The sequence below is a fragment of the Candidatus Thiodiazotropha sp. AKAK2 genome, assembly GCF_058244685.1.
Map to the genome: position 1 here is coordinate 1 of NZ_JBSYOP010000010.1, position 24,016 is coordinate 24,016.

Consider the following 24,016-nt stretch of genomic DNA (forward strand, 5'->3'; position numbering starts at 1 on the left):
AAATACATGAATTGATAGGGAATCTGACTCTGAGAGGGACGCCTATGCAACTCATCGATCATCGACCGTGGTTCTCCTACAGGGGACTTACACCCCATCAGTTCATGCCCATGCTGGGCGTACACAAATAGCTCCATCGGACAAAATACTCGTTGCGCTCGCATTTTTCCGGTGAGTTAGGCGTTAAGTGTAAAAAAGGTGATGGTTTGGATCCGTACACGAAGTTAATCGACTATTTCCTAAAGCTCATGGAAATACGAAATCAAAGAAAAGATAAGTATTACCAGGAAGTGGTAAAAGAATGCTATTCCAATGCTAAGTATGTAAGAGATGACTTGATAAGGATATTCAAAGAAACTGAATCCGACATAAAAGAGGGGAAATCCCTTGACGATGTTGCGTATAGGGTTATGAATGATCGCGTACTGGAATTATCCAAAAGGGATATACTAAGAACAGCTTTAGACGCTGCTAAAGTAAAGAAATTTACTGCATTTGAAGAAGGTATACAAATGCTTCTTGATGGGAATTTTAATCACGCAATAAAGAACAATGTTCGCGACTTAATGTATTGCCATAAAGAAATCCTAGATTCATATCGCTTAAATAAGCATGGACATAATAAGAGGCGCGAAGAGTTGATTAGGAAAGCATTGGACATGAATAAGGAATCAATAGACGCTGTAGATTCTGCATGGGTAAAAATAAACCAAGGATATGGAAACTATTTGCGGGAATACATAAGCACTTAACAAAAACGCCAACTACGCGCCTGCGGCGCCGGAGAAACCTTCCCCCATCAGGCAGATGCCTAAAAGTACTAAGTAACCGATATAGTTTGTCGTCCAGGACATTTATTGAACAGACGTTAATTGTTCAGCCAAATCATATTGATTCATTTGTTACATCGAGACACAAATGATGGGTGTCCCTATTCAGGCGCTTGACTTGATAGGCCTATCGAAAACGCTGCATCACTGATACCTATGCATTGGCATTACCGATCTAGGCGTGAGATTGGAAGAACGACTGAAAATCTTCTGCTAAAAGGAATTTAATTCCTTCGCAGTCTCCGGATTGAAAGGGTATAATTATAATCGTTTAAGGAAAGAATAACGCAAAATCATAACAATACCCAGCTGCAGAGCAACTCTGCGCTGGCGACAGAGAGTGGAAATGTCGCGGCCTTCATTTTTACGATCAGCGGTTGCCACGTTCACGGCCATTGTGTCGTTGGTCTACCTTGTCTCTCTTCATGCAGCACAACCTTCGCAGCGATCCACTGATCTTGATCTGACGACTGAGGAAACTGCCTGGCTGGAGACCCATCCCATCGTAGATATTGGGGTGGATGGCAGTTGGCCGCCTATCGATTTTATGCTGGACGATGAGCACCGAGGCATTGCTGCCGATTACTTGAGTCTGATCTCAGAGCGGCTTGGGATTGAATTCAGAATACACCCCGGACCGACATTTAAAGAGATGCTGCAGAAGGTGCGCGAGGGTGAATTGCCGTTGGCGGCCTCGGTGGTGAAGAACGAACAGCGTGAGAGGGACCTCTACTTTACAGAGCCTTTTTTTCAAACGCATAAGGCTATCGTCACGCGTTCCAGCCGTCAGGGTCTATCCGATATCGAATCTCTGAGAGACAAGGTGGTTGCCGTTGAGGATGGGTTTTCTACCATGCGTCAGCTGCAGGAGTTACATCCAGAGATAAATCTGTTGCCGGTACTCAATACCCAGGAGGCGCTGCAAGCTGTTTCCTGGAAAAAAGCAGATGCCTACATCGGTACCCGGGCAGTGGCACAATGGGTCATCCAAGATCAGCAACTGGTTAACCTTCACTTCAGTGGTGATGCGGGAATAGGATCATCTTACCAACGTTTCGCGATTAACCGCGATGTACCCTTGAAGCCTCTCGTCTCTGCCATGAACAAGGCATTGTGGTCTATCACTGACGCAGAGCGACAGGAGATTCTAGATCGCTGGATATCAATACCCAAGTCACCTTTAGCCGATAAGAAGTTGCTAAAACTTACCGTAGAGCAGAGAGAGTGGCTGAAGCAAATCGGTAAACTACGCGTTGGGATTGATACAGCCTGGGATCCAATCGAGTTTGTTGATGAAAATGGAGTATACCAAGGCCTTTCTTCAGACTATGTCAGTTACTTCTCCAGAGTTTTAAATTTACAAACTGAAGTAAAAAAAGATCTGACTTGGCAAGAAGTCATGGACGCGGCAAGAAATCATCAACTGGACCTGCTGCCGGCCTTAGTGGATACGCCAGAGAGACGAGAGTTTCTCAATTTCACCCAGCCCTATCTTGACTTTCCGTTTGTTATATTTGTGGGCGATAAGCAACCCTTTGTGAATGGTCTGGAGGACTTCATTGGCCGCAAGATCGGTGTTGTTAAAGGCTATGTCGCGGAAGAATACCTCAAACAGGATTATCCGGGTATTGAGTTGATATTGGTGCCTAGTGCATTTGACGGCTTGAAGCGACTGGCGCTTAGTGAGATTGATGGGTATGTAGGCAACCTGACTGTGGGAAGTCACCTGATCCGTAAAAATGGACTGACAAACATCAAGGTCGGAGCGCCGACTCCCTATCATTATCAACTATCAGTCGGAGTACGTAAGGATTGGCCGATTCTGGTTGAAATTCTGGATCAAGCCATCCGCAGCATGACGGAAAAGCAAAAAAACGAAATACAACAGAGATGGATGTCGATACGTTACGATGTGACCGTGGACTACACGACTGTCTGGCGTGTTATTGGTGTGGCGTTGTCTGTAGTATTGGTGTTTGTAATCTGGCTGTTGCGGCTACGTAGAAAACACCAACTGGCAAAACAGAATGAAGCGCAACTTAACTTGATTATAAATACTGTACCTGTAGCGATAGTGGTCAGTGATACGAAAGGCGTTATTAGAATATCCAATGAACAATCACTTTTAGAGATTGAGGCGGGGGATTCATCAATCATCGGAATGAATATGGCTGGTTTTTATGCTGATCTCGCAGACCGTGAACGCGTATTGACTGCCTTAAAAACAAAAAGAGAAGTACGGAACATGCGTATTGGCATAAGGACCCTGAAAGGCAACCTGATTGAGGGTCTGCTATCAGCCATCCCCATTCGCATGCAGGATGAGATGATGCATCTCGGAGTTCTGGTCAACTTAACAGAACGAATACGGGTAGAAAAAGAGATTAAAAAAGCGATGAATCTGCAACGCCAAGCGAATCGCTTCAAGAGTGACTTTCTGGCAAACATGAGCCATGAAATCCGCACACCGATGAACGCAATCATCGGCATGACTCATTTGGCACTGGATACTGACCTTACAGAAAAGCAGTTTGACTACCTCAGTAAGATCAAACTGTCATCAATCAATCTGCTGGGCATTCTGAATGATATCCTCGATTTTTCAAAGATTGAAGCGGGCAAGCTACAGATCGAACAGAGCGAATTCAGACTGGATTCAATTCTGCAAAACCTATCCAGCTTGATTTCAATCAAAGCTGAGCAGAAAGGACTTGAGTTCATCTTTAAGCAGGACCTGAGTATTCCACAGAAACTCATTGGCGATCCGTTGAGAATCGGCCAGGTACTCATCAACCTTGCGCAGAATGCGATTAAATTCACCGCTGAGGGAGAAATTCTCTTATCGGTCGAGCTGGAAGAGCAAAGCGACTCGGATATCAGAGTGAGATTCTCTGTAAAAGATAGTGGCATTGGTATAGAGCCGGAAAAAGTTGAGCGTCTGTTTGAGGCCTTCGTACAGGCAGATGCATCAACCACACGCCGCCATGGAGGCACTGGCCTGGGACTCAGTATCAGCAACAATCTTGTAAGGCTGATGGCTGGAGAGATCAGTGTAAAAAGCACACCTGGTCAAGGCAGTGAGTTCAGTTCTGCCATTCCTTTGAAGGTAGCCAGGAAACAAAAGGCGAGCGAGTTTGTTTTCAAGGATTTTATGCGTGGTATGAAGGTATTGGTTGTCGAAGACAACGACACCACACGTGAAGTGATAACCAAGACGCTTGAATCATTCTCTTTCTCGGTAACAGCGGTATCTTCTGCCAAAGAGGCCTACGCGGCATTACAAGCAATGAATGATATCCGCTTGTTGATCATGGATTGGCGGATGCCTGAAATCGATGGTGTGCAGGCTGTTGAACATATTCGCAAAGATCTCGATGCATCACATTCAATACCAATCATTATGATTACAGCGTACGATCATCAGGATCTCCTGATGCATACTGACCGTCTGGGCGTGGAAAGTGTACTGATAAAACCGATCAGTCCATCAACCTTATTTGACACGATAAGTGAAGTACTCTTTGGCCAAACCAAACAAACGCAAAAGCGCGATATCAAGTCCCGTCGCTTCAAGGGACAGGTGCTGCTGGTTGAAGACAATGTAATCAATCAGCAGGTTGCTCAAGAACTGCTGGAAAAGCTTGGTTTACTGGTTGTTATCGTCAGCAGCGGTGAAGAGGCTCTCAAGAAAATCAAAGAGGTCAATTTTGATCTGGTGTTTATGGATCTACAGATGCCAGGTCTCGACGGCCTCGAAACAACCCGACGGGTCCGAAACGAACTCAAAAATACCTACGTTCGGATCATTGCGATGACTGCTCATGCAATGCGAGGTGACCGGGAGCGCTGCCTGGCAGCAGGCATGGATGACTACCTCTCCAAGCCGATCGATCCGGACAGGCTGTCGAGTACATTACTGGCTTGGCTCCCCATAGACGATCGTCCACTATCCGATATACAGCCTGTCTTAGGCCAAGTTCATGCTTACGATCTGCCCGAAACGGTAGAGGGTATAGATCTGAAGTGGGGGACTAATCGGGTTGGAGGAAATCAGCGCCTCTACGTAAAACTCCTACTGGAATTTCAACAGCGGTATCAAGATAGCGCGATTCAGGTGTCGGACCTGCTTCGCTCAAACGAACGGGACACGCTCAAGCGCCTCCTACATACCTTACAAGGCGTTTCCGGTAGTATTGGCGCTAATCGCCTACAGGAGGCGACACGCACACTATTGGATGCCATACTTGATCCATCTGATGAACATCAGATCACAAACTTAATAGAGACATTCGAAAAGCAGGTAAGTATCGTTTTTGATAGTATTCAAATACTCCAAAATAAGATCGATGAAGCTCAGATTAGGGATGGTGCCATTGAAGGAGCAAGTACAGAGGATGTTCAACAATTACTTGAGCGGACAGACACCGCTCTTAAACAAGGCGATGTAACATCATCAGGGTTGCTCGAAAAGCTCACCCCAATGGTTCTGGCTCAGGATTCAAGCCTCACGGATTCGGTTAACGAATTGAAAACTCATGTTGATAATTATGACTTTGATAAAGCAGTAACTACCTTACTAGCTATTAAAAGACGGTTGCCGGCGGTGACAGATGACAAACAAGAATGAACAAAAAGCGCGTATTCTATTGGTCGATGATGAGAAATTCTATATTGATGTGCTCGTTGAAATATTGAATCAAAATTATCAGGTCATCGTCGCTAAAGATGGTGAGACAGCCCTCCAGCGTGCTAGCCATGAGGACCTTATCCCTGATTTGATCTTACTCGATATATTGATGCCGGATATAGACGGCTACGAGGTCTGTCAGAGGCTCAAACAAAATCCATCGACACGTGATATTCCTGTCATATTCCTGACAGTAAAGAGCGAGGTTGACGATGAACTTCTTGGTTTCTCGCTAGGAGCCGTTGACTATATCACCAAGCCAATCAGTCCCCCCATCGTAGAGAGTCGGGTTGCGAATCACCTGGCATTGGCGAGAGGGAAGCGGATATTAAGTGACGAGAACAGCCTGCTGGAGCTACGTGTTCAAGAGCGAACCAAAGAGATCAGACGCACTCAGGATGTGGCCATACGTTGCATGGCATCACTGGCAGAGACGCGTGACAACGAGACAGGCAATCATATCAAGCGAACCCAATACTACATACGCTTGCTTTGTGAAAAGCTGAAAGACCATTCGGATTACAAAGACTATCTTACTGAAGATACGGTCGACAGATTATTTCGTTCAGCACCCCTGCACGATATTGGTAAGGTGGGCATACCCGACCAAATTCTAATGAAGCCTGGAAAACTGACAGCCGACGAATGGGTAGTTATGCGCACCCACTCCCAACTCGGCTATGATGCCTTGGTGAAAGCTGAAAGTGATTTTGGCACAACAGAATTTCTGGCAATGGCAAAAGAGGTCACACTCACGCACCATGAAAAATGGGACGGCAGTGGTTACCCCCAAGGCCTTAAAGGGCCAAAGATACCCATCTCCGGCAGACTGATGGCCCTGGCGGATGTGTATGATGCTTTGGTGAATGAACGTGTCTACAAAAAAGCCCACAGCCATGAAACCTCGGTTCAGATTATTCTAGAAAGCTCAGGGAGTCACTTTGATCCCGTCATAGTGGAGGCATTCAAAGCGCTGGAAGGTGAGTTTAATAACATTGCACTCAAGTTCGCTGACAGCTAGAAACCCTTGTTTGATGCGATAAAAACCGGCGCAATCATACCAACAAGCCCCGTTCAGGATCTAAATAATAGTGAACTTACAGAGACTTATACCAATGCTGAATGTCAGCAACATTAAAAGTAGCCTTAGTTTCTACGAAGACGCTTTAAGTTTCAAACTGGTCAGTGACCCTAACGCAGTCGAAGCGTGGCGATGGGCAACGATACAATCGGGTAATACTGAGTTGATGCTCTCCGAAACGGAGACGGATATCGGTTTAGAGCGCCCTATAGACCCCCAACAGAGCACACAATGGCCAACAATTTTCTATTTTTATCCTGACAACGTCAACGAGCTGTACGATCATGTTGTAAAGCGTGGGTACAAACCGACACCCTTGATTAACACAATCTACGGTATGAGAGAGTTCAGCGTTCAGGATCCTGACGGCCATATGCTCAGTTTTGGAGAGGACGCAAAGGAGCCGTGAAGGACTTCTTAAACCACCGTCAAAAGACATAAATTACAATAGCTCTTGAATCATGCAGAAAGCAATCCTGGACACCCACTGCATAGCGTTTCTATAAATCCCGATAGATCAACAACATAGCTTTCTTATAAGTAAAGGATATCCTTCATTTCTGATTAGGATCTCTCTCTGATGAACACCAGGAACTTCTTATACAGGATAAGGTGTCAAATCAACGAGAGAATACACTATGCATAGAGCCTGGATTTCATACGTCACTTAGGGCCTGTTAACACGAACCCAATAGGCCCTAGTTCGTGGATTTTGATCTTTACTCGAGGTTTGGATGAGCACCAACCAGTTGCAAGAGTTTAATTGGAAGCACGCTGTACTTATGTTTCTGTTGCTCTTCCCTCTCGTCTTGCTACTGCTGATTGAACCGATCCCTCAAAAAGAGGCCTATCACCGTTTTACTGATACTGCCCCTTTCCTTGGGATCCCGAATTTTTTCGATGTGATATCTAACCTGGCCTTCCTGCTCGTCGGTACCATTGGCATCGCATTTTGCCTGAAAAATCATACAGGTCCCGGTCATAGCGCGTGGCTTGTACTGTTTGCGGGTGTAAGCCTGGTGGGTCTTGGTTCGATATACTATCACTGGAGCCCGAGTAATCAGACCCTTGTCTGGGATCGGTTACCGATGAGTGTTGGATTTATGGCGTTTCTCACAGCACTCCTGAGTGAATATGTCAATCGCCGCTTCTCCCGTCTACTGATCCCGCTCATCATTGTTGGTATCAGTAGTGTTCTCTATGGCTACTTCTTCGATGACCTACGCCTCTACGTGTGGGTGCAGTTCATCCCGCTGCTGACGTTGCCCTTCTTCATGGTGTTATTCAACAGTGGCTTTACACACCAGGGCCTGCTCTTCGTTGCCCTTGTGTTATACGCCTTGGCTAAAGGTGCAGAGGCATACGATACGGCCGTGTTTCAGATGACAGGAGAGATCGTGAGTGGACACACAGTGAAACATCTACTGGCGGCTGCCGGTTGCTACTCCATTTTAATTATGCTTAAAAGGCGAAAACTTATCGCATAAGAGTCTAGGTGATGCGCAACCGACTGCACAAGGATGTCTCCCACTCACGGTATACTCCCCTCTCCCCTTGCGGGAGAGGGGCCGGGGGAGAGGGGGAGAATTAGAACCTTACTCTTTAAGAGAAATCAATCCGACAAAATTGAATGGTTAGTTTGATTTTTGTCTTTTGCCCAGGTGAAACGCTTCGCGTACACCCTCTCCCGTCAAGGGAGAGGGGCTTTTTAGTCTTGTTGCTGAGCTTTATTGAGTGGGCATCTTTCAGAGTCCTAAAACCGTTTCTTGATTGGTCATCTGAATAGAAAGTCAGTATATATATTAATGTAAGACATGAGGCTGCTTCCCCACCTGATTTAAAAGTACCTGCTAAGATTGAATTGATAAATTAGCTATTACATCCGGAAGGCCCACTCTGCTTTACCGCTCCTCCGGTTCGGTTGACGTAAAACATCAGGAGGCAGTTGTGGAATATCGAGTCAGAGCAAAGTTCGTTCTCAATAAGCTGTCAGCCTTTTACGAGGTTTTAGCGGACGGAACAGTTGCGAACCAGAAACCGGATGGTGCTGAGATCGTATCTTCGATGAAGCAGGCCAAGATCGTCGCCCCCAACACAATCGAATGGGTTCAAACCTGTTACTGTCCCTCCCCCTTAAAACACGAGCGAGAGACGGTCTATGATAAATACCTGGTCAATATTGAAACGGTTCTCATAAAAAAACGGGTTGAAATTGAAGGTCATTCATTCTGGTCTTACTTGAAAAATCACAGCAAGACTCAGTTTAATAAGTAAAAATGGAGTAATTGTGTATGGATCCGGTCACTCAGATATTGCTCGGTGCGGCCGTTGGCCACGCAGCGCTAGGTGCGCGCGTCGGCCGTAAAGCGCTTATCTGGGGGGCCGTATTCGGCGGAATGCCTGATCTCGATGTTTTCCTGCCCCACGCGGACGACGTTGCAGCTGTGACCAATCACCGGGGCTTCAGCCACTCCCTTGTCACTCACACCATCGTCGCACCGGTCCTGGGTGCGGGTCTTGCACGCCTGCATGCGAGAGACGGTGCATCGATCACACGCTGGTCCCTGCTCGTTTGGCTCGCACTCGCGACCCACGCCTTGCTTGATGCGATCACCATCTACGGTACACAGCTCTTCTGGCCAAGCAACGGACCGCCGATCGGGCTTGGCAGCATCTTTATTATCGACCCCCTGTATACACTACTACTGCTGGTCGGTGTGCTTTGGGCTGCTTTCAGCAAACGCAAGCTAACTACCGGACGACGCGCGAACAGGATTGGACTTGGCCTGAGCACGCTCTATCTCGCAATTGCCATCTCCATACAGGCACAGGTACGTGACATCGCCGAGAGTGAACTGGCCCGCCAAGGCGTTGAGTACAATCGGCTGATAGCGACACCGACGCCATTCAATCTGCTGCTCTGGCGCATTGTCGCGATGGAACCGAATGGCTATCGGGAGGGCTACTATTCACTGCTCGACCCACTACCCGAGATTGGACTCGAACAGTATTCAAGCAACGATAGCCTGCTCTCCCCGGTTAGCGATGCACCCGCCGTGATGCGGCTGCGCTGGTTCACCAAGGGCTTCTATCGCGTACGGGAGATCAATGGTCGTTTGGCGATTACCGATTTGCGCATGGGATTCGAACCACGCTACATATTCTCCTTTGTTGTCGGTCAACGAGAGGAAGGCGTCATGCGCCCATTGATCCCGCCCGAACGCATCCCCGCCGAACGACCCGACGTCGAGGCATTGCGATGGGTGTGGCAGCGGATGTTTGGCGAAGAGCATTGAATAATGTAATGAAAAATGAGAAAAGAACAGAGACATCCAGTGTTTAATGAGCCAAGGGTAGTCTAATGCATCTCGATACAGGCCATATAAACAGATGACATACCCTTTCAAATCGAGTAGATGCGTAGAAAAGCAAAACTGACGACCTAAGCATGACAAATCATACAACCCACGATCATTCAGACTACAAAAGCCCATTCAGCCTGAAAAGGGAAATGGGTTACACACATGATGAGTTTTTTAACCTGCTGCCGCATGCGCTATCTGATTATCGGCATGAGATTAAAGATGGTGTTGTAACCATTGAACTGGAGAAAGGATCAGTACTTTTGAAAATAGGCGATGAGCGAGAACGCCGCTTTACAGATAACGTCTATTTTCCAATCCTCCCTGTTTCAATCAGTTTTATAGATGCTGACAAGACAGACCAATCCAGGTTTTTACATAAGTTTGACGCTTCCTATATGAAAGGATTAGCTTAAGTTAACTACTTCCCTACTCTGTAAAATACTTGCTTTTGACCTACAACAGTCATACTTTATGATTTAAAAAAAGACCTTAAGTAAATTCTCTTAGATCAGCATAATGGCAAGATCACTGATGTTTTCAAATATTCAGCATCCCCTAATCAGACAGGGCAAGACCAACCGGTAACAAACCACTTAATTAATGTACAAGCCATCCAATTCATCAAGTCAGAACAATTTTATCGGCAGCCTGTGGATGACCATTTCCATGGGATGTTTCGCCATTGAGGATACTTTTCTTAAAACAGTCACTCAGACAATGTCCATCGGACAGTTGCTCATCGTTTTTGGTTTAGGTGGCGCTCTGATCTTTACGGGCATGGCACACTTTGGTGGTCAACGCATTTTCACAAAAGAGTGTTTCTCAAGACCGATGCTGACACGCATCCTATTCGAGATTATTGGTCGGTTGTTTTATGTACTTGCCTTGGCATACACCACGTTATCCGCCACTACCGTTATCCTTCAGGCTGCACCGATATTCGTCGTCTTGGGAGCTGCTCTGTTGTTTGATGAAAAAGTGGGATGGCAGAGGTGGACAGCGATCTTTATTGGCCTGCTGGGTGTGGTTGTCATTATCCGTCCAGGCTCTGAGAGTTTTTCCATCCTCTCCCTGTTCGCGGTTGCCGGAATGCTTGGGTTCGCTGGTCGCGATCTGGCCAGTCGGGCAGCTCCGCCAACGCTCGGCATTTCCATACTGGGCTTTTATGGCTTTGTATCGATCGTGATTGCCGGTTTGCTGTTCTCTGCCTGGCAGAACACGCCGTTTATCACTCCTGACTTCTCAACATCACTCTATCTACTGGGAGCCATCTTATTCGGGGTTATTGCCTATTCAGGATTAATGAAAGCAATGCGCACTGGTGACGTTTCGGCGGTAACCCCATTCAGATACACCAGACTGCTGTTTGGTGTCTCTCTGGGCGTGCTGCTTTTTGGAGAACCACTTGGCACTCCGGTGGTTGTGGGTTGCTGCCTTATCGTCATCTCGGGAATGGTGATTCTCTGGAGTGACAAAAGCCAGCGATCAGTTGCCTGATTCCAGTTAAACTGATTGAATTAACGCCAATCGGCAGATCAACTGTATTTGATGTATTTGAAACGGGGATCATCGGGGGTACCTTCGAGGGCCCCCTCCGCAAGTCCAGGCTGCCACATCACCACTTCCTCGATTTTGCCTGCCAGTTCAAAATCCTTGTTGGTGACGCCTTTCGCGGAGTGGGTCACCAGTTTGACGATAACGAACACATAGGAGATGGTGAGATCCGGGTGATGGAACGCGGCCTCCGCCAGGTGTCCTACCGTATTTACCACCATCAGGGTAGCTTTCCAGCCACTGGTTTTATATCTACGTTGGATCCAGCCCTTCTCCAGATACCAATTCGGAAGCGCCTCTTTCAGCCTTGCCTCGATCTCTTCGTCACTGCAGGTCTCATCTTGTTTGCCTGCCATGACAGCCTCCTGTCATCTCTATCAGCACTGTTCCTAAGACTGTAGATGATAGGGAGTCAGGACTAACACTGAGATTAATATGGGTTGTTTTCACTCTATATCGAGCGAGCTTTTGCGTTCATTGGTGGCGATTAGATTTGTAACCTTGTCAATTAAGGAATGATTCAACAATTCACTTATTTACAAATCAGTGCCAACCGCAGTGATTGAATGGTGGCATAGAAAACTCTGGTTTTATCTCAATCCCGTTCGCCAAGCAAAAGCCCGGCAATCAATCTTTCTACCGGGGCATAGTCATCGGTAAGCACCGGCAGCTCATCCAGCGGTTTTCCCAACTCCATCAACTTTTCAGTAACTCGAAACCAGGTTCGTTCAAAACCGAATCGGGCCTGAACGATCTCCGGCGGTCGTTCACTGTTTGTGGCACTCAGCACGAAGGTAACCCGATCGGCACCGGGTACACCCTCCATCCACAGATCGACGTGGGTGAACACCTCACTCAGGGTTTTGGTGATGGCACGTACCAGACGCGGATCGGGAAAGGCGTCGACGATATTCATGAGATAGATACCATCAGGTCTCAACCGTTGGCGGACGATTTCAGCAAACTCCAGCGTGACCATATGCTCGGGAATCGCAACATCGTGAAAGACATCGCCGACGATAACATCGAACTTGCCGGTTTCTGCCGTCAGGGCCCGACGTCCATCTTCATGCAGGATATGCATCGCTTCCGGCTCCAGGTAGAGCTTCTCCACCGCGGTCAAGGTCACCATCGGATCGAGCTCGGCCACGGTGACAGAGGATTCCGGACTCAACGCCTGAACGGCTCGGGGGTGGGTATAGCTGCCTCCCCCGAGAAAGAACCAGTCAAGTCCAGCGTCATAACGTTGATTGAAGTGCTCATAGACAAGCTCATCGATGGCATGCACATAGGGGGCAATGATAATCCTCGGATCGGTGTCGTGGTTGATGCCGTGGAGCAGATGGTCAAGCACCATCCCGCGGGCCTGGCCAAACGGGGCGTCACTACTGCGATCGACTACCCGGATGCAGAAGTACTGACTCTCCCGGTCACAGGAGCCACGCAGCCCCTGTTGAGAGAGGCTGAGAATGCCAGAGGCGAGCGTGATCAGGATCAATACCACCAATACCGGTGGACGTAACCGCAGCAGGAAGGGTACTGCGAGCAGGATCAGTCCCACACCGGTACCGAACAGAATGGCCCGGGAGCCGAACGACTGAACCAGCCAGTACCCGGCAGCGAAGGTGCCGACGATGCTACCGATGGCCGCCAGTGCATGCATCCTGCCAACCACATGTCCTGCCCGGGGATCCAGGTCGAGGGCGCGGGTTGTCAGCAAGGGGGTAACAACACCGATTGCTACAGCAGGTGGTGCAAACAGCGTAAAGGCAAAGATGAAACTCGATCCGAGCAGACCGACCTGTTGCGTAGCCAGCAAGCTGCCCAGCCCATCCATCAGCGGCAGCGCGAGCATGGCATAGATGCCCGCCAGCGCCATGGCAACGCCGGCCACCCGTCCGTCGGCTCCCCGGTCCGCCCAAATCCCACCCAGCCAATTACCGAGTGAAAGACCGGCAAGAATGACACCGATGATCGACGTCCAGGTGTAGAGGGACACCCCGATATGGGGCGCCAACAACCGACCGGCCAGGATCTCAAGCACCAGCAGCGCGGCTGAGGAGAGGAATACAGTCAGTGAGAAACCCAATAGACGCAGTCGATTAGAGACAGTTGCTGCAGATTGATTACTCATAAAAAACGCTCGATCCGATGTGGTATCCGAAAACCAGCTATGACACGGGAAAATACATCAACTCATTACTACAGGGATTAATAACCGGATCAGGACCGCCTATCAATACACTAAGGTGCGTAGGGCCTGTTAGCACTAATCCAATATGCCCTATTGTGCCGTTACCTCAAAATTAGCCAAGGAGATGCGTCAAAGCCCCTCTCCCGTAATGGGAGAGGATTGGGGAGAGGGTGTACGCGAAGCGTTCGATTTGGCTAAAAGATAAAAGACTCGTTGATCATTCATTATTATTGCGTTGATTTCTTATTCAGACTGAGGTGCCCAGTCTTCCCCCTCTCCCCCGGCCCCTCTCCCGCAAGGGGAGAGGGGAGCTACTCTCTCCATCTGATTGGCACACTGATCATTGCGTGCTTATTCTAACCTTCGTCTTCTGCTTGGTTATCTCTTTTCATTCCACAACCCCCGATAGGCTAGGGTCTGTTATCACAACAATTCAGTATATCGCTTTTGAACACAAAGTGATGGCTTACAACTTGCCTGTGAATCGGATAATCTCATAAGAAAAAGGAGGTTATTCTAAGATCCGTTGGAACCTCGATAACCACCCACCGTTCAAACAACCAACAATAAAACCGGACCAAATAAAAAGGATAGATCTATGGCAAATGCTTACCTCATTGGACATATCACGGTAAAAGAGAACGAAAAGTGGCAGGAGTATCGCAACAAGGTAGCCGTCACCCTTGAGCCCTGGCAGGGCTCCCTGATCTTCCGGGGCAGATTATCGGCTGTTCTATCCGGCAGCCATCAGCATAGTGACACGGTTGTCATCGAGTTTCCCGATATGCAGGCCTTGAACGACTGGTACACCTCTGCTCAGTATCAAGCGTTGATTCCACTTCGCCAGGAGGCGGCAGAGATGGATCTGCTAAGCTATGAAACGTGATCGTCAGACTGCGTGAAGAACCCAATGCTCTATTTCGCTTATGGATCGAACATGTCATCCAGGCGCCTCATCAAGCGAGTGCCTTCGGCGCGATTCAGATTTACCGCCACGCTGGAGGCACACGACCTGCGCTTTCATAAAATAAGCCGGGACGGTTCTGCCAAATGCGACGCACTGGAGACCCGCGATCCGGAACAGCGGATAATCGGTGTTGTGTTTGAAATTGCTCAAGCTGAAAAGGCGGAGCTTGATCGGCACGAAGGCCTGGGGAACGGCTATGAGGAGAAACAGGTTACCCTGGTAACCGGATCTGGCGACAGCATATCCGCCTTTACCTACTACGCCACCCACATCGATTCTCTCTTGAAACCTTACAGTTGGTATAAACACCATGTGTTGAGCGGCGCCAGGGAACACCGGTTTTCCACGACCTACATCGACAGAATCGAGCGTATCGAATCGATCATCGATCCGAACAGTGAAAGGCATACCTTGGAAATGGCCATCCATATCGACGGATTGAGATAGGCGGATTTGAGACTTATTACGCGCCCTCCCCCGAAGGGGAGGGCATCAAGGGTTTGATTGAAAATCAAAGCAGTTTGACGACAACCATCCTGCTGGTGAGCACGCCGCTCTGATCCACATAGTCGCCACTGGCAAGTAACCCTTTCACCAGACTGCCCGCCTCGATTCGTGACGCCAGATCTTCAGCAAAGTTGGCAAAATCTGTATGCAGCTGCCGGGTCTCCCCCTCCTGGATCCAGAAACTACCATCTCCATCGTTATGGGGTACGATCACCGGTTCCACACCCAGCTCAGTCAGGTCGATTACAATACCGGCCCTGCCCAGGTGATGGAATAGCTCCGCATCGGTCAGATCGAGGGTCAGACCCTCTGCCGAGATGGCACTGAACGCATTGGCACTGCCGCTGCCGTAACCCAGAGTCAATACCGCCGCAACCTCGGTCAGGTCAACCAGGCTTTGGGCTGTGAAATCCGCCGGCGCCGTGGCGAATGGGGTAACAAAGCCAATTACCCGCAATGGCACACCCGCACTTAATTGCGAGATATCCAACGCACCATGATCCACTTCGTAGTTTTGTGGATCGGCATCGGTCGTCGCGCTACTGCCGGTACCACTGAAATCGAAAAGTGAAACCGGCCGGCCATCGATCTTCTGCAGATCGACCACCAGAGCACTCTCATCATCGACCCGAGTACTGCTGAGCACAGTCACCAGCATCCGCAGATGATCCGCACTGAGACTCGACTCAGCCGTATCCAGGTTACCGAACACCAGTACCCGCTGACCAACGGAAATCTCACCGGTGTTGTGTTCCTCGGTCGATAGCTGTTTTTTGACGACGGTCTCCCCATCCAACTGTACGTCGATGGTATCCCGAAAGATCACCGAGCCATCCGCCCGCATCAGCGTCGCCCCTCTGACGGTTAACTGATCACCACTGCGGGCGATCACATTGCCTCTCACCACATCGAGATCGCCGCCAGGCACACTGGAACCGGCATAGACTTCCGTTGCCTGATAGGTGAACCGGTTGTTGGTCCGCTGCAACTCACCGACCGCCAGGGTCGCTGTGAATGTCGGTACCTCATCCAAGGCGGCCAGTCCACGCTCCCCCTGATAGGTCTCACCATCGACCTCATAATAGGTCTCATCGGAAACACTCACCGTCAACTCGCCAAAGCGGTTCTGACGATTGAAACGGTGACGGAACGGGCGGATGCTGATCTCAAACTCACTGTTCTCACTATCCACATCCATTAGAGGTCCACGCAGACGATGGGGCTTGGGACGATCGAGCTCAACATCCGCCAGCAGGATCGGTTGTACCGTCAATACCGGTTCCACCCCATCAAGATCCACCTGATTCGAGGTATTGAGATCGAAATCGAGGGTAAGATGGGCGGGTATGCCCGGAGCGATCAACAGAGTCTGTCGACCTTCAATATGCACCGACAGTTCAAGCTGGCTCAATGTCTCCCCGGCTTCATTGAGAATGTTGGCCGGTGGCACTTCCACCAACTCACCGCTCTCATCTTCCACCCAGATCTCGGCATTGCTGTAGTCCACCACCATTTCCGCTTTCACATAGCGTCCTGACGGCACTGTCACGGCCGTGACGAACTCGGTCATATCCGTGTACTGGGCAAAATCGATGCGAGTATTGAGCGGCAGGGTATCGACCACCGCACCGTTCTGTTTGGTCAGGGTCAGTGAGATCACATCCACGGTATAGCTGCTGAAGTCACCGGGCGCATCGGTCACACCGATCACCAATCTCCCGCTCTCCTCAGTTCCGGTCTCCCCTGTGGAATCGGAACTGCCGCCACCGCCGCACCCTGTCAGCAGAAACATCAGACTGAGCAAGCCGGGAAGAAACCAGTTGTCTAAAAAACCTTTCATTACCATTTCCTCTTTATTGATTGAATAGTCCTAATCAGACGATTTGATCCGTCCTCTAAAGGGATTAACGCAATCAATGCGAACTGGTTGACAGGAAATTTTCTAAAACGTTTTTTATTTGACAGCGGGCGCGGATTTACCAGAAGAGGGTCAGCCCAAGATTGGAGAAGAGGATCTTATCCTCGGCGTAATCCACATCCTGTACGCCACCCATGAGATTCAAACTGATTTGATCATTGATGGGGATATCGAATGAGAGACTGGTCAGGCTGGCATAGTTGCCATCCACGGCGGAACGACTGCGACTCCAATCCAGATCGACACTGATTTCCCCGAGCAGCTTGCCGATGCCGATCGAGTAGCGGTAGTCATCCAGGCCGCTGGCCAGATCAAGGGTATCGAGGGGAAATACAGAGATGACTCGATAGTCCTCATCGAGACGACTGATGTTTTCCGAGTAGTCATAGTTGAAATAACTGCCACTGAAGACCCAGCCGTCAGCGGTAAAGTAACTCAGAATCAGACCGATATCCCGGCTCTCCAGATCCACATGGTCGGCGCGAGGTCGATACCAGTCGGTTACCTGCAGCCGGATGTCCCGCTGCTGAGGCATCAGGGTTGCCGAAAAGTCACCGAGGTTGAAGGTGAAACCGAGCCACAGGGTTTCAACAGTCAGTGCCGCTTCATCCCCCCACTCCTCAAATCCGACCGAAATGCTGACTGCCGCCAGAGGATCGGTAGTAACACCCAGTGAGTAGTAGTCGGTCTCCAGTTCTGCCTGATCCGACTCCACATGGCTTTCACCATAGGAGAAATCAAATCGGGAATAGAGCGGTCCGGCCAGACTGAGATCGAAGCGGCGGCTCCAGCCATCCGCATCGTCAAGGCCGAGATTCACACCCAGGCTGGATTGGAGCGGCGGTCCGATCTCATCCAACCACTCCCACTCAAGCGGTGTCCCCCGGGCATCTGCAATGAGACAGCAGATCAGCAGGGCCGATGCGATATAACGATCCATGTCTACTGTTTCAACTTTCTCATTAGTCGTTGTCTCTGTTGCGGTGTCAGGCGGCGCAATATCTTCGACCTTTTAAGTGCCCGTTGCCGCTGTTGCGGCGACATGCTCTGCCAGCGTTTGCGCAGCGCCTTGCGTTCATCCAGTGAGAGGTTCTGAAAGCGCTGATATCGATCGAGCAACAGTTGTCGTTGTTGCGGCTCAAGTGCGACAAACTCCCGAAACCGCTCCCGCACCAGCTGCTTTTGATCCGAGCTCAGATCGCGCCAGGTCTCGAGACGTGATTTTGCCCGATCCTGCTGCTCCGGCGTCATCTGTGACCAACGATCCGCCCCTTTGAGGAGTCGCTGGCGTCGGGATTCGGGCAGACTCTCCCACTGTTCAGCCAATGGCGCCAGCAGCTTCTGCTGGCTATCGTTCATCCCAGCCCAGGAGAGATCCTCCGCCATCAATGGAGATACCATAAGCAGCAGGCCTATCGTTAACCAGCACCTAATCATTTTCCTGTACCACGTCATCTTGCTGAGCTTGCCGGTCATCCACCAGCAGAAGAGGATCCAGCCAATCCCCTTCCGGGGTTTCGAAGCCACCCAGAAATTCCAGCAGTTCCATACTGGGAGGCTCTTCAGTTCCGGACTGTGCCTCACCGGCCAACACCGCAGAGGTTGTCAGAAACAGCAACAGACTCCACTCAGCCTGAATCCTGTTCATCCGTCACCCATAGGTAGAAATCCAGCTCCTGATAAAACTCCAACTCCTGCGCAGCACCCAGAAGCTCCATATCCTCCAGCAGGGTGATCGACTGCATTTGCTGCTCTACAGGCGTATTGGTTGTCTTCAGCAGAACAGCGGAGGCGATCAACAACAACCCGGCCAGTATCAGGATCGCCATCCCACCACGGCCCAAGAACAGCACATCACCAAAGCGATAAACAGCCGGTCGACTCCCGACCTCCACGGCACGTCGGCGGGCCGCGCCAAGTTTGGCGAGGGTCAGTTCATCCAGCGCATCGCTACTCTGCTGCAGCTGCTGTTTGACCTCACTGAGAAACTCTTCGTCCGATCTCATGGCCAGTGATCCTCCAGCTTCTCTCTCAAAGCGGATACGGCTCGGGAGTAGTGGGTTTTTACGCTCCCCTGGGAGCACCCCATAACCTTTGCCGTCTCCTCCACACTCAATCCTTCCCACAATCTCAACATAAATGCCTGCTGTTGTCTCAGGGAGAGGTTATGGATTTCCTGCTCCAGACGGGCAATCGCATCCTGCTGCTGAAGTCTCTCCACCGATTCCGTCTGCCGGCTGTCCGGATAGCCCTGCAGTGGATCTACCGCATCCGCTCCCTCTCCGCCGCGAATAAAGCGGTGCCATCGGTTCTTCACCCAGGAGCGGCGGTGCCAGTCCCTGATGCTGTTCTGCAAAATACGCTGAAAAAGGGGTCCCCACTGATCCTCTGAACGTTCAGCGTATCGACTTGCCAGCTTCATCATTGCATCCTGAACCAGATCCAGCGCATCGTCCGGATTGCCGACCGAAACGGTCGCCATGCGCAGTGCCCGGCGTTCGACACCCGCGAGAAAACGATTCAGCGCATGGTTGCTGTCCAGCCCATCCCCCTGCAAAGCAAACTCCTGCATAACAGCAATGGAATCAATAGGTTGCTTCAGCATCGGCTGCACCCATGGATCCCACTGCGGCTTAATTTTCTCAAGCAAAGCTGCGGCCATGATACACCGTTAAGTATGGAAGAGATCAATTTCAGTGGTTTCAATCGGCTACCCTGTTTGTGTAACATCACTCTCCATATAACGCAGTCGTGGCGCATCGGTTGACAGACAAACAGCAGACCTGCAATCTGCTGATGGTTGATAAACTCAGGATCGGGTTGAGCCAGAAAGATGGAATCTCAAAAACCTGTGAAAACTTTAAGCCGAACATTGATCACAGCGAGCCTCTTACTGTTGGCAATCGCCGGATACTATGGTTGGGAGTTGCAGGCCGCCTACCGATATACCATTGACAGGGTCATACCACAGGAATCAGCCGCCCCCTACCCCCTGACAGTCTCATCACTCACAGCGAACCAACAGGCGGCACTGCTGAAAATTGAAGACCCGAACTTCTATCACCACTCAGGCATAGATCTCAAGACCCCTGGTGCAGGCATTACCACCATTACCCAGGCCCTGGTGAAAAAGATCTATTTCGAACGCTTTACCCCCGGCATCGCCAAAATCAAGCAGACCCTACTCGCCCGTTTTGTTCTCGACCCTTTGATGTCAAAGGAGAAGCAACTCAGACGATTCATCAATACGGTCTACCTGGGGCCAAATGCGAAGGGCTTCGAACAGGCGGCACACCACTATTTCAACCGATCATTCGATGAGAACAGCGATGATCAGTTTCTCGCTTTGGTGGCGATGATCATTGCACCCGAGACTTTCAATATCAACAAACATCCAGCACGTAACAAGCTACGTGTCGCCCGATTGAAACATGTTATCAATGGCGATTACGAACCTAAAGGACTCTTCGATCTCTACTACGGTAGAGTGGATCGTGAGACCCTGCAAAACCTGCCGCCACTCTCATACTTCGAATCGTATTACCAGTAACCAAGTGTTACTGAAAGATGCAAACTCATCCAATCATTATATTTCAATGTTCAATTATTTTACGCTGTTTGATTCATCAATCTACGCTGCCTGATGGAAACGATTCTCCATGACGATCAAGTATCTATAAATAAAAAATGAGACTCTGTTCATTTTTGTAAATCAACCCCTACTATAAGATTGGCACCGTTTGTATTAGCAATACACAGTTAAAAACAAACAATTATATATAAATAATTTTTGACAGTGGCCCAATCCTTCCCGGTTAGTGAACTTAAGAAACACAAACCCCATCCATCCAAAGTCAGCTGTCGTCATAATTGCAAGGAGAGAGTTATGAAACTTATTAAGACTATTGCATTGATCACCTCTTTTTTATCTGTTCCCTTATCCACTGACATCCTGGCTGATGGTAACCGCTACTTCAAAGACCGCCTCTACCATTCCGAAATCAGTGCCGCCGAGGCTTACCAGGCACTCAAGTCCCGAGGAAATTTTTTCGCCCGACATCGGGGTCGTAGCGGCAGAGCCCTGCTGGTCGATGTTCGCACCATGGAAGAGTTCGCAGCAGGTCATCCGAAACGCAGTTTCAATATTCCCTATCCCCGCGTCTGTACAGGTTGTGATACCCAGACTGAAGAGAACTTCTATTGGGAAGTCTACGAACTGGCCAATGGGGATACAGAGCGCCTGATCATGACACTCTGCAGAACCGGATCGCGGAGCGTCGGGGCAGGCAACGTACTGGCCAATCCTTCCGATTATGGTATCGATGGACCCGCCTTTACCAATGTAAGAAACATCTGGGAGGGTTTTGTCGGACAGTATAAATACGCCTATGATGGCGGCACCATCCTTCTCGATACAGATGGCTCACCTGTTGCGCTCGACCTGAACAACAATGGTGAAATGGACAGTGACAGTGCCGATGTCTATGTCGAGAGAAACGACATGAATCCAGACAAAGATGGGTGGCGGAATTTCCAGCAGCTGCCCTGGACCACCAAGATCAATTATCGTAACGCCTACCAGAACGATCCGGATCAGTATGAGGCACTTACACTGACTCCTGTCGACTGATCACAACTCATTAGTCAATTGAGTCCTTTACCACCCTGCTATTTAGCAGGGTGGTTTTATTTTAGTCCGCAAATAGATCCAAATTGAATCCATGCCTGGGATTGGATTGAACCCTTACAGAGGCAAAGCCTGTCACCGCTTTGCCGTTAAACTCAAAATCAGCCAAGGTGATGCATAAATGCCCCTCTCCCGCGAGGGGAGAGGGGAGCTACTCTCTACATCTGTTTTGTTTTCTATTATCATGTCGCTAGGCTAGAGAAACGAAATTGACCCATTTGCTTTATTTCGATCAATGTAAATAGGACAGCAGTGATTGGCGTTCATTTGTGGACTTTTTTCTTATCCAGTCGTTGCCAATCAATTTGAGACTTCCATAACACTAGGCCCCCTAACGTTTCCAGGAGGATTGCGGATTGTCATATCCATCTCCGTCCGCTCTGGTAGGATTCCCGCCCTTTTTCAAAATTTATATTCACAACAGGGGTTGTCACATGCTCAGCAGTAACGAGTCGACTTTCAATCCGCACTATTTCCTCGCCGCACTCGGCGCCGGGGGACTGGCCATCTCATTTTTTCTCTATCCAATGTTTATGGTGCCTCATCCACAGACACCTATGGTGGCGTTCGAATCGCTGCACCCGGTGCTGCTTGGGGATAACCCCATCGCCACTATGCTACTCAGCTTGGACCTGATGGCTGTTTTGGCCTTTTCCATCATCCATTTTCATCTACTCATCAAAAACCTGGTTGGATTCTGCCATTTCCGCAAAACAGAGGCCTACCAAGAACTGCGCAACAGTAACCGGGAAGTCTCATTGATGGCGATACCCTTAACGCTCAGTATGAGTGTCAACATTGTGTTTGTCCTCGGCTCTCTGTTTGTTCCCGGTCTATGGCAGATTGTCGAGAGGTTGTTTCCTTTTGCTTTACTGGCTTATCTGTCAATCGGTCTGTTTGCACTGCGCATCTATGGCGCCTACTTCACTCGGCTGCTGATCAAGGGTGATTTTGATTTCAACCAAAACAACAATCTCAGCCAACTGATGGCCATCTTTGCATTTGCCATGATCGCTACAGGATTTGCAGGTCCCGGCGCGATGAGCCAGACCCAGGCAATCAACGCAATCGGCATTTTCGGCTCACTGTTTTTTCTTTCGCTTGCTCTGCTTTTAACCGTGATCAAACTGGTGCTCGGATTAAAATCGATACTGCGTCAAGGCATTGCAAAGGAGTCCAGTTACACACTGTGGATTCTGATCCCCATAGTCACGCTGATTGGCATCAGCGGCATCCGCATCATCATGGGACTTCACCATGGATTTGCAGAGCCTCTCTCCAAACCCGGTTTGTTTGTATTCACCTCGGTGATTTTGTCGATCCAGATTCTGGCCGGTGTGCTTGGTTACAAGGTCATGAAAAAGGTTGGTTATTTTCAGGACTATCTGCAGGGAGAGAAACGGGACGCAGGCAGTTTCGCGTTGATCTGCCCCGGTGTTGCGATGTTTGTTTTCGGCTTCTTCTTTATCGTCTTCGGATTGATGAAGAATGATCTGATCGCACCCTATTCCATCGCCTATTTTGTGATTCTGGCGCCTTTCATCCTGATTCAGATCAAAACCATTGCGGTCTATTTGAAACTGAATTGCCAGGTATTGGGATACGGACTTTGCCGGGTTTGATTAAACTTCTGTCTGTTCTAAATCATGCAGTAGATGATTGATCTTGTTATGACAGTTTAAAGATAAGTCATTTCGGCGAATGCTGGAAAAAATCAGATGATTTAGTTGTTCGTCATCAACCTGATGGGGAACTGTTTAAGAAAAGCCACTTTAAACAGCCCCCACAGGTTGACTTCTATGATGCCTCTTCAGCCCCGTCTTTCATCACCCCGGCCAAAGCTGTGTAGGTAACAACCCAAGCATCTTTAACCTCATCGGTGAAGGCGTCACCCAAGCCTTCTCCCAGGGTCCAGAGTAATGCATCGGCCACTTTATCGTAATCCACCGCCTGCACACCATATTCAGCATGTCGTTTGCCCGATTCGCGGATAACCGGTAGCAGCGGCTCCAGGTTGTCAAGACTGCCGACTGCGGTGCCAATCATGGTCATCAACTTTTTACCCTGAGCCTCCATATCACCCTTGAAGTAAGGTTTGACTTCTGGATATACCTCAAACAAACGACCATAAAAAAGGGCCGCTGCCTGATCGGCAATCGGTACCACTTTGGACCAACTCGATTTCACGTGAGTGATCTGTTCAGGTGTCATAACTATCTCCTTTTC

23 protein-coding genes are annotated in these 24,016 nt (G+C 49.4%); 14 read left to right on the forward strand and 9 right to left on the reverse strand.

Annotated elements, in window-relative coordinates:
- The first annotated feature begins 206 nt into the window (after positions 1-206).
- From AC4IE8_RS02840 to AC4IE8_RS02880, 9 genes are all read left to right on the forward strand, one after another.
- A complete protein-coding gene (locus AC4IE8_RS02840) occupies positions 207-752 on the forward strand; it encodes a hypothetical protein (protein WP_490790274.1) in 546 nt (181 codons plus the stop codon).
- A gap of 424 nt (positions 753-1,176) precedes the next feature.
- On the forward strand, positions 1,177-5,457 hold the full coding sequence (locus AC4IE8_RS02845) for a response regulator (protein ID WP_490790275.1): 4,281 nt from the start codon (positions 1,177-1,179) through the stop codon (positions 5,455-5,457).
- The gene (locus AC4IE8_RS02850; RefSeq protein WP_068987740.1) at positions 5,441-6,538 is read left to right on the forward strand and encodes an HD-GYP domain-containing protein; all 1,098 of its coding nucleotides are present in this window, start codon (positions 5,441-5,443) and stop codon (positions 6,536-6,538) included. Before AC4IE8_RS02845 ends, AC4IE8_RS02850 begins: the two co-directional genes overlap by 17 nt.
- 94 nt (positions 6,539-6,632) lie before the next feature.
- Positions 6,633-7,007, forward strand: coding sequence for a VOC family protein (locus AC4IE8_RS02855; RefSeq protein ID WP_068987739.1), 375 nt, complete (start codon positions 6,633-6,635; stop codon positions 7,005-7,007).
- Between the two features lie 325 nt (positions 7,008-7,332).
- Positions 7,333-8,085, forward strand: coding sequence for a ceramidase domain-containing protein (locus AC4IE8_RS02860; RefSeq protein ID WP_068987738.1), 753 nt, complete (start codon positions 7,333-7,335; stop codon positions 8,083-8,085).
- 460 nt (positions 8,086-8,545) lie between these two features.
- The gene (locus AC4IE8_RS02865) at positions 8,546-8,872 is read left to right on the forward strand and encodes a hypothetical protein (RefSeq protein WP_068987737.1); all 327 of its coding nucleotides are present in this window, start codon (positions 8,546-8,548) and stop codon (positions 8,870-8,872) included.
- A 17-nt stretch (positions 8,873-8,889) separates the two neighbouring features.
- Complete coding sequence (locus AC4IE8_RS02870) at positions 8,890-9,894, forward strand: metal-dependent hydrolase (RefSeq protein WP_068987736.1); 1,005 nt, start codon at positions 8,890-8,892, stop codon at positions 9,892-9,894.
- 152 nt (positions 9,895-10,046) lie between these two features.
- Complete coding sequence (locus tag AC4IE8_RS02875; protein ID WP_490790276.1) at positions 10,047-10,376, forward strand: hypothetical protein; 330 nt, start codon at positions 10,047-10,049, stop codon at positions 10,374-10,376.
- Between the two features lie 187 nt (positions 10,377-10,563).
- Positions 10,564-11,460, forward strand: a complete 897-nt coding sequence (locus AC4IE8_RS02880; RefSeq protein WP_068987734.1) for a DMT family transporter — start codon at positions 10,564-10,566, stop codon at positions 11,458-11,460.
- A gap of 38 nt (positions 11,461-11,498) precedes the next feature.
- Here the strand turns inward: AC4IE8_RS02880 and AC4IE8_RS02885 are convergent, their stop codons facing one another.
- Both AC4IE8_RS02885 and AC4IE8_RS02890 read right to left on the reverse strand, forming a co-directional pair.
- Entirely contained in the window at positions 11,499-11,873 is a 375-nt protein-coding gene (locus AC4IE8_RS02885; RefSeq protein ID WP_068987733.1) for a 4a-hydroxytetrahydrobiopterin dehydratase, read from the reverse strand.
- Positions 11,874-12,112: 239 nt separating this feature from the next.
- Positions 12,113-13,651, reverse strand: coding sequence for a fused MFS/spermidine synthase (locus AC4IE8_RS02890; RefSeq protein ID WP_490790277.1), 1,539 nt, complete (start codon positions 13,649-13,651; stop codon positions 12,113-12,115).
- 658 nt (positions 13,652-14,309) lie between these two features.
- On the opposite strand from AC4IE8_RS02890, the gene AC4IE8_RS02895 reads away from it, so the two are divergent.
- Together AC4IE8_RS02895 and AC4IE8_RS02900 are read left to right on the forward strand one after the other, a co-directional pair.
- The gene (locus AC4IE8_RS02895) at positions 14,310-14,597 is read left to right on the forward strand and encodes a DUF1330 domain-containing protein (RefSeq protein WP_068987731.1); all 288 of its coding nucleotides are present in this window, start codon (positions 14,310-14,312) and stop codon (positions 14,595-14,597) included.
- Positions 14,598-14,621: 24 nt separating this feature from the next.
- Positions 14,622-15,125 carry a gamma-glutamylcyclotransferase family protein gene (locus AC4IE8_RS02900; RefSeq protein WP_490790313.1) on the forward strand — a complete coding sequence of 168 codons (504 nt, stop codon included), beginning with the start codon at positions 14,622-14,624 and terminating at the stop codon, positions 15,123-15,125.
- 64 nt (positions 15,126-15,189) lie between these two features.
- Here the strand turns inward: AC4IE8_RS02900 and AC4IE8_RS02905 are convergent, their stop codons facing one another.
- From AC4IE8_RS02905 to AC4IE8_RS02930, 6 genes are all read right to left on the reverse strand, one after another.
- Entirely contained in the window at positions 15,190-17,025 is a 1,836-nt protein-coding gene (locus AC4IE8_RS02905) for a DUF4382 domain-containing protein (RefSeq protein WP_490790278.1), read from the reverse strand.
- A gap of 136 nt (positions 17,026-17,161) precedes the next feature.
- Complete coding sequence (locus tag AC4IE8_RS02910) at positions 17,162-18,043, reverse strand: hypothetical protein (protein WP_490790279.1); 882 nt, start codon at positions 18,041-18,043, stop codon at positions 17,162-17,164.
- Between the two features lie 2 nt (positions 18,044-18,045).
- On the reverse strand, positions 18,046-18,504 hold the full coding sequence (locus tag AC4IE8_RS02915; protein ID WP_068987727.1) for a DUF3106 domain-containing protein: 459 nt from the start codon (positions 18,502-18,504) through the stop codon (positions 18,046-18,048).
- A gap of 28 nt (positions 18,505-18,532) precedes the next feature.
- The gene (locus AC4IE8_RS02920) at positions 18,533-18,751 is read right to left on the reverse strand and encodes a hypothetical protein (protein ID WP_068987726.1); all 219 of its coding nucleotides are present in this window, start codon (positions 18,749-18,751) and stop codon (positions 18,533-18,535) included.
- Complete coding sequence (locus AC4IE8_RS02925; RefSeq protein ID WP_490790280.1) at positions 18,732-19,109, reverse strand: hypothetical protein; 378 nt, start codon at positions 19,107-19,109, stop codon at positions 18,732-18,734. The genes AC4IE8_RS02920 and AC4IE8_RS02925 overlap by 20 nt, the downstream gene beginning before the upstream one ends.
- Positions 19,106-19,708 (reverse strand): RNA polymerase sigma factor, encoded by a 603-nt coding sequence (locus AC4IE8_RS02930; protein ID WP_490790281.1) that lies wholly within the window; start codon positions 19,706-19,708, stop codon positions 19,106-19,108. The genes AC4IE8_RS02925 and AC4IE8_RS02930 overlap by 4 nt, the downstream gene beginning before the upstream one ends.
- A 228-nt stretch (positions 19,709-19,936) precedes the next feature.
- Between AC4IE8_RS02930 and AC4IE8_RS02935 the strand changes: the two genes are divergently transcribed.
- The 3 genes from AC4IE8_RS02935 to AC4IE8_RS02945 all read left to right on the forward strand — a co-directional run bounded on the left by AC4IE8_RS02935 (position 19,937) and on the right by AC4IE8_RS02945 (position 23,412).
- Complete coding sequence (locus AC4IE8_RS02935; protein WP_490790282.1) at positions 19,937-20,653, forward strand: biosynthetic peptidoglycan transglycosylase; 717 nt, start codon at positions 19,937-19,939, stop codon at positions 20,651-20,653.
- Positions 20,654-20,989: 336 nt separating this feature from the next.
- Positions 20,990-21,733: a rhodanese-like domain-containing protein gene (locus AC4IE8_RS02940; RefSeq protein ID WP_068987723.1), complete on the forward strand. Its 744-nt coding sequence runs from the start codon at positions 20,990-20,992 to the stop codon at positions 21,731-21,733.
- 491 nt (positions 21,734-22,224) lie between these two features.
- Entirely contained in the window at positions 22,225-23,412 is a 1,188-nt protein-coding gene (locus AC4IE8_RS02945; protein WP_490790283.1) for a TsoY family (seleno)protein, read from the forward strand.
- 175 nt (positions 23,413-23,587) lie between these two features.
- Here AC4IE8_RS02945 and AC4IE8_RS02950 read toward each other — a convergent pair whose 3' ends face one another.
- The gene (locus tag AC4IE8_RS02950; RefSeq protein ID WP_068987721.1) at positions 23,588-24,001 is read right to left on the reverse strand and encodes a globin family protein; all 414 of its coding nucleotides are present in this window, start codon (positions 23,999-24,001) and stop codon (positions 23,588-23,590) included.
- Between the last annotated feature and the right edge of the window lie 15 nt (positions 24,002-24,016).